Origin of the sequence: Kitasatospora sp. RG8 (assembly GCF_017813315.1) — a bacterium.
In the GTDB taxonomy this organism is placed as follows: Bacteria; Actinomycetota; Actinomycetes; order Streptomycetales; family Streptomycetaceae; genus Kitasatospora.
The window spans coordinates 59,375-65,803 of record NZ_JAGIYX010000043.1; the positions used below are offsets into that span (position 1 = coordinate 59,375).

6 protein-coding genes are annotated in these 6,429 nt (G+C 75.5%); all 6 read right to left on the minus strand.

From position 1 onward, the window contains the following. Positions 1-173 precede the first annotated feature (173 nt). The 6 genes from J5Y04_RS37690 to J5Y04_RS37715 all read right to left on the minus strand — a co-directional run bounded on the left by J5Y04_RS37690 (position 174) and on the right by J5Y04_RS37715 (position 6,110). Positions 174-1,166, minus strand: a complete 993-nt coding sequence (locus J5Y04_RS37690; protein WP_209417046.1) for a DUF5937 family protein — start codon at positions 1,164-1,166, stop codon at positions 174-176. A gap of 280 nt (positions 1,167-1,446) precedes the next feature. Further along, positions 1,447-2,313 carry a class II fructose-bisphosphate aldolase gene (locus tag J5Y04_RS37695; protein WP_209417047.1) on the minus strand — a complete coding sequence of 289 codons (867 nt, stop codon included), beginning with the start codon at positions 2,311-2,313 and terminating at the stop codon, positions 1,447-1,449. After that, positions 2,304-3,245, minus strand: a complete 942-nt coding sequence (locus J5Y04_RS37700) for a 1-phosphofructokinase family hexose kinase (RefSeq protein WP_209417048.1) — start codon at positions 3,243-3,245, stop codon at positions 2,304-2,306. Before J5Y04_RS37700 ends, J5Y04_RS37695 begins: the two co-directional genes overlap by 10 nt. Continuing rightward, the gene (locus tag J5Y04_RS37705; RefSeq protein ID WP_209417049.1) at positions 3,242-4,159 is read right to left on the minus strand and encodes an ROK family protein; all 918 of its coding nucleotides are present in this window, start codon (positions 4,157-4,159) and stop codon (positions 3,242-3,244) included. Before J5Y04_RS37705 ends, J5Y04_RS37700 begins: the two co-directional genes overlap by 4 nt. A 43-nt stretch (positions 4,160-4,202) precedes the next feature. Continuing rightward, positions 4,203-5,075, minus strand: a complete 873-nt coding sequence (locus tag J5Y04_RS37710; RefSeq protein WP_209417050.1) for an SIS domain-containing protein — start codon at positions 5,073-5,075, stop codon at positions 4,203-4,205. A gap of 273 nt (positions 5,076-5,348) precedes the next feature. Next, a complete protein-coding gene (locus tag J5Y04_RS37715; RefSeq protein ID WP_209417051.1) occupies positions 5,349-6,110 on the minus strand; it encodes a DeoR/GlpR family DNA-binding transcription regulator in 762 nt (253 codons plus the stop codon). Between the last annotated feature and the right edge of the window lie 319 nt (positions 6,111-6,429).

Consider the following 6,429-nt stretch of genomic DNA (forward strand, 5'->3'; position numbering starts at 1 on the left):
CCGACCGGTGACTCTGCCGGTCACCCGTCCCGCGGACCACTGATCCCACCGATCACCGATCCCACCGGCCCCTGGCCGCACCCCGGCGCCACCCGCCCTGCGGTGCGGCCAGGTTGACGGAGGCGGCACCGTACCCCCACGGTGCCGCCTTCCGTCGTTCGGCCGGACGGGCGTCAGTCCACGGCGGGGGCCAGGAGGGCGTCGGCGAGGGCCGTGCGGGCGTAGAGGACGAACCGCCCGGTGCGGTGGGCCGTGACCAGCCCCGCGTTCCGGAGCGCCGTCAGGTGCTGGGAGACCCCGGCGGCGGAGAGACCCGAGTGCTCGGCGAGCCGGATGGTCGAGGACGGGGTGTCGAGCTCGGTCAGCAGCAGCGCGCGGGAGCGGCCCAGGACGGCGGCGACCGCGTCGGTGGAAGCGGTCGCCCGCGGCTCCCACAGATTGCCGATCCCCCGCGCCGGATAGGCCAGTTGGGGCGGTTCGGGCGCCACCGAACGGGTCAGCACGCACGGCCAGGCGAAGGCCGAGGGCACCAGGAGCAGCCCTGAGCCGGTCTGGTCGCGGGTCAGCGCGCAGTGGCGGCGGACCAGGCGCAGCGTGCCGTCGTCCCACCGCACGGAGTCGTGCAGTTCGTTGAGGACGTGGGCGGAGCCGTGCTCGGCGACCTGCCGCGCCCGGTGGAACACGTCGGCTTCGAGGAGCCGGCGGATCCTCGCCCAGTAGGGCGCGAGGGCCAGCTCCCAGTAGACCTCGATCTCCGCGACGACCTTCTCCAGCCCCTCCGCCGGGGCCTCGTGCAGGGTCCTGAGCCGCGCCGACGGGCCGGTGTCGCGCTCGGCGGCGAGCTTCCCCAGGTCGGTGCGCACCTGCCCGGGCCCGGTGCGCCGGATCGTGTCCAGTTCGGTGCCGAGGGCGGGGAACGGGGTGGCGGGGGTGGGGTTGAGGAAGTCGGCGAGGTAGCCGCGACCGGGGATGAGGTCGGCCAGCCAGCCGCGGTCGAGCCCGGCCCGAGCCAGCCGCGGCCGCACCTGCTCGGCCCAGCGCCGGTGCAGCGGCGGATCGGCCTCGTTCCGGAGCAGCCGGAAGCTGGTGACGACCTCCCACATCGGGGAGACGGCGAACCGGGTCTGCGCCAGGTCCGCCGCGGAGAAACTCAGTCCCGACTGCATGCCCCCGCCGCCCTTCGGCCGTCGTCCGCTGAACCCGGCCCGAGCCTAGTTGATCGCGCACCCGGCGGGCGCCGCCGCATGCGGAACGGCCCCGGGAGTCCCTGGAGAGGGAGTCCCGGGGCCGTCCCAGCCGATCGGCGTGCACCGTGGGCGTCGTGGTTGATCCCGCGGGCCCGCCCCACAGGCCGCCCCCGCGGACCGCCGCCACGGGCTGCCGCCACGGGCCTCCGGGCCGGTCGGGCCCGCACCGCCGCTCATGAGCGGCGGTGCGGGCCCCGCTTCAGCGGGCCACCGCCGCCGGGTCCGCGCCGCACGGCTCGGTCAGGAGCCGGAGCAGGCGCGACACCTCCGCGGTGACCGCCGTCCGTCCGTCGCCGAGGTACACCCGGGTGTCGACCAGGCGGGAGTCGGCGGTGAGGCGGTGGCGGACGGCGGTGGTGAAGGCCTTGTTCAGGTGGGTCGCTATGTTGATCTTCGTCATGCCGTGGGCGACGGCCGCCGCCAAGGTCTCGTCGGCCACGCCGGAGGAGCCGTGCAGCACCAGCGGTACCGGGACGGCGGCCCGCAGGGCGCCGATCAGCTCCAGGTCCAGGACGGCGTCGCGGGTGAGCATGGCGTGCGAGGTGCCGACGGCCACGGCCAGCGCGTCGACGCCGGTACGCCGGGTGAAGGCCGCGCCCTCGCCCGGGTCGGTCCGGACGCCGGGGGCGTGGACGCCGTCCTTGCCGCCGACCTCGCCCAGCTCGGCCTCCACCCAGACGCCCGCCTCGTGGCAGAACGCCACGACCTCGGCGGTGGCCCGCACGTTCTGCTCGTAGTCGAGCGCGGAGGCGTCGAACATCACCGAGGTGAAGCCGAGTTCGACCGCCTGACGGACCAGCGACCGGTCGGTCGCGTGGTCGAGGTGGACGGCCACCGGCACGCCGGCGGCCCGGGCCACGGCGAGCGTGGCGGCGCCGATCGGTGCCAGTCCGCCGTGGTAACGCACGGCGTTCTCGCTGATCTGCAGGATCACCGGGGCACCGACGCCCTCGGCTCCCGCGACGATCGCCTCGGCGTGCTCCAGCTGGATCACGTTGAACGCGCCGACGCCGTGGCCGCCGTCGCGGGCGGGGGCGACGATCTCGCCGGTTCCGGTCAGGGGCATGGTTCTCCTTGAGGGTGTGCCGGTTCGATCTCCCCGACCCGGATGAGGCTGAGCAGGCGGTCGTAGGCGCCGGCGTCGAAGCGGCCGGCCCGTGGCGCCAGGACGGTGGCGGCGGACAGGGCCACGGCCTGCCGGAGGCGGTCGGGCCAGGCGGTCCCGGTCGCCAGGCCGAGCGCGAGCGCGGCGACCGCCGAGTCGCCCGCGCCGGTCGGGTTGCCGGGGAGCGGGCCCGGCGGGCGGGCCCGCCAGCGGCCGTCGGCGGTGCAGGCGAGCAGCCCGTCCGGCCCGAGCGAGGCGACCACCGCCCCGGCGCCGGCGGCCCGGAGCAACTCGGCGCCCTCCAGGGGGTCCTGGACGCCGGTCGCCGCCGCCAGCTCGTCGATGTTCGGCTTGACCACGGCGGGGCCGGCCGGCAGGCCGTGCAGCAACGCCGGGCCGTCCGCGTCCAGCAGCGCCGGGACGCCGTGGGCGCCGGCCCGTTCGACCAGCAGCAGGTAGGCGTCGTCCGGCAGTCCGCGCGGCAGGCTGCCGGAGAGCACGGCCACGGCCGCGCCGGGCAGCAGGCGTTCGTAGTGCGCGAGGAAGTGCTGCCACTCCGCCGCGGAGACCACCGGGCCGGGCTCCAGGTAGACGGTGGTGTCGGTGTCCTCGGCGACGGCGACGGTGCAGCGGGTCTCGCCCGCCACCTCGACCAGTTCGTCGTGCAGTCCCGCCGCGGCGAGGTCCGCCCGCACCGCCCGGCCGGTCGCCCCGCCGGCCAGGCCGGTGACGACCGCCTCCTGGCCCAGCGCGGCCAGGACGCGCGCCACGTTGACGCCCTTGCCGCCGGCCTGCCGGGTGACCTCGCGCACCCGGTTGCTGCCGTGCCGGCGGACCTCGGGGAGCCGGTAGGTGACGTCGAGGGCGGTGTTGAGGGTGACGGTGAGGATCATCGTCCGCCGCCGTCCAGCAGGTCCTGCGCGAGCAGTGCCGCCCCCAGGCTCCCCGCACGGTGGCCCAGTTCGGCGGCGACCAGCCGCGGCGCGGCGCGGAAGGTGAGGCGCTCGGCGACGGCCGTCCGCAGCGGGTTCAGGAACGGCTCGCCGGCCTCGGCGAGCCCCCCGCCGATGACGATGCGCTCGAAGTCGAGCAGGACGGTCAGCGCCGCCAGGCCGTCGGCCAGCGCGTCGACCGCCTCGGCCCGGACCTGCACCGCCGGACCGTCGCCCGCCTGGGCGCGGCACAGGACGTCCTTCGCGCTGACACCGGTCTCGCCGCTGGCGTCGGCGTACCGGCGGGCGACGGCGGAGGCGGAGGCCACGGTCTCCAGGCAGCCGCGGTTGCCGCAGGCGCACCGGTCCCCGCCGGGGCGGACGACCAGGTGGCCGAACTCCCCGGCGAACCCGTGGTCGCCGGCGAACGGGCGGCCGTCGATCACCAGCGCGGCGGCGATGCCGGTGCCGACCGGGACGAAGGCGAAGTTGCGGCAGTCGCGGCCGGCCCCGAGCCGGCTCTCCGCGATCCCGCCGGCCCGGACGTCGTGCCCGAAGGCCACCGGGAGGTCCAGGTGTTCGGCGAGCCACCGGCGCACGGGGGTGTCGCGCCAGCCGAGGTTGGCGGCGAGGACGGCGGTGCCCGCCTCCTCGTCCACGAGGCCGGGCACCACGACCCCGGCGGCCGCGGGCCTGCCGCCGTGGCGGAGGGCGCGGGCCACGAGTTCGTCCGCGCAACCGAGGACGGTCTCGATGACGGCGTCCGCGTCCCGGCCGGCGCGGGTGTGCCACCGCGCGGAGTCGACGAGCCGGCCGTCCTCGACCACCGCGCCCTTGATGTGGGTGCCCCCGACGTCCAGGGCGATGACGCTCACGGTGCCGCCGCCGTCGTCCGCGTCCCCGTCGCGTGGATCAGGGTCACGGCTGGTCCAGCACGATGGAGCGGGTGAGGTTGCGCGGGTGGTCGGGGTCGAGGCCGCGGGCCGCGGCCAGTCCGACGGCGAGGCGCTGCGCGCGGACCAGCTCGGCCAGCGGGTCGAGATCGGAGACCACGGCGCGGGCGCCGGTGAGCGCGATCTGGTCGAGCAGGCCGGCCGGCGGCGGGCCGAAGAACCAGACGGTGCTCTCGGAGCTGCTGACGCTGATCGGTCCGTGCCGGTACTCCATGGCGGGGTAGGACTCGGTCCAGGAGGAGGAGGCCTCGCGGACCTTGAGCGCCGCCTCGTTGGCGACGCCGTTGGTCCAGCCCGCCCCGAGGAAGGTGAACTGCTTCGAGGCCAGGGCCCGTTCGGGCAGCGGGGTGTCGAGGGCCCGCTGTGCCTGCGCGGGCAGGTCGGCCGGGGCGGCGCCGAGGTGGGCCCGCAGCAGGACGAGGGCGGTGGTGGCGAAGCGGGTCTGCACGACGGACCGCTCGTCGGCGAACTCCAGGGCGACCACGTGCTGCGCGGCGTCGACCACGGGCGTGGACACGTCCCCGGTGATCGCGACGGTCGCGCCGCTGCGGGTGCGGGCCAGGGCGTCCAGCACCTCGGTGGTGGTCCCGGAGCGGGTGAGGGCGACGACCCGGTCGTACCGGCGGTGGGCCGGGAACTCGGACGCCGCGAACGCGTCGGTCTCGCCCAGACCCGCCTCCTCGCGCAGCGCCGCGTAGGCCTGGGCGATGTACAGCGAGGTGCCGCAGCCGAGGACCGCGACACGCTCACCGGGCTCCGGCAGCCCCTTGGGGGTCAGGTCGAGGGCGCGCTGCCAGCACTCCGGCTGGCTGGCGATCTCCGCGTCGACGTAAGCCATGACGTCCTCCTGCGCAAGGTTGAGCCTTGATGCTCAATTCTGAGTGATTTATAGCCGCTTCTTCCAGACATGTGCAAGCATGAACACCAAGATCGCAGTTTCGAGCAGGCCTCCGAAGGCCGGGGTCGGGAGCGGCCACCGGGGGCCCGGAGAGCCCGCGGACGGCCCCGCGCCGGCCGGCCGGAAACGGGGGCGGGCGCGGGTCGGGAACAGCGTCGGAAACGGGGGCGGAACCGGGGGCGGGCACCGGCCGGGCGCGGGTCGGGCCCCGGCTCACCCCGCGCGGTGCACCCGGACGCCGCCGTCCGCGAGCTCCCGCTCCCGCACCACCCCGAGCCCGTCGTCCGTCACCACGTCGTGCACCTGCGCCAGCGGGCAGATCTCCGCGAACGTCACCCGCCCGATCTTGCTGCTGTCCGCGAGGACCACGGAACGGGCACTGCTGCGCAGGAAGGCCCGGTCGGTCTGGGCCTCCATCTCGTCGTGCGTGGTGCAGCCCTCCCGGGCCGTCAGGCCGTCCACCCCGATGAAGGCGATGTCCAAGTGGTACTGGGCGAGCATCCGTTCGGCGGCCGGGCCGACCAGCTCGTAGCTGGTGGTACGGGCGATCCCGCCGATGACGACCAGCCGGACCTCGGGCCGGACGACGAGGTCCGCCGCGATGTTCACCGCGTTGGTGACGATCGTGGTGTCCCGGCGGCCGGCCAGGACGCGGGCGAGCTCGCCGGTGGTGGTGCCACCGGTCAGGCCGACCACCGCGCCGTCGGGCACCAGCAGGGCCGCCCGCGCGGCGATCCGCCGCTTCTCCTCGGGGTACCTGTCCCGGCGGTGGCGCAGCGGGAGTTCCAGGTTGACCGCGCCGGTCACCGCGCCGCCGCGGGTCCGGTTGAGCAGCCCCCGCCCGTGGAGCTCCTGGAGGTCGCGGCGGACCGTCGCACCCGAGACGCCCAGGAGCTCGGCGAGGGTGTGCACATTGGCACTACCCTCATGCGTGATACAGGAAAGAATCCGAGCTATTCGATCAGCTTTGAGCATGGCGGGGAGTGTAGCCGCGCGCGCCCACCACGGGTGGCGCCTCGACTGGCTGCCGTCCTCATACGGATGGGTTGACTGAATCTGATTGGACTGACCAGTATTGAGCGGTTCTGAGCAGATGCCCGCCGGCCAGCCGCCCCACCGATGGCCGGCGGCGGGCCCGTTCCCGGAGGTGACCGCGTGAGAACGCGAATCGAATCAGCGGCCTCGCCGCGGGGTACCGCCCTGTCCGGCGCCCGGCTGGTCCTGCCCGGCGGTGTCGTCGACGGCGACCGCCTCTCGGTCGAGGGCACCCGGATCGCCGGCCTCGGCGGCGCCA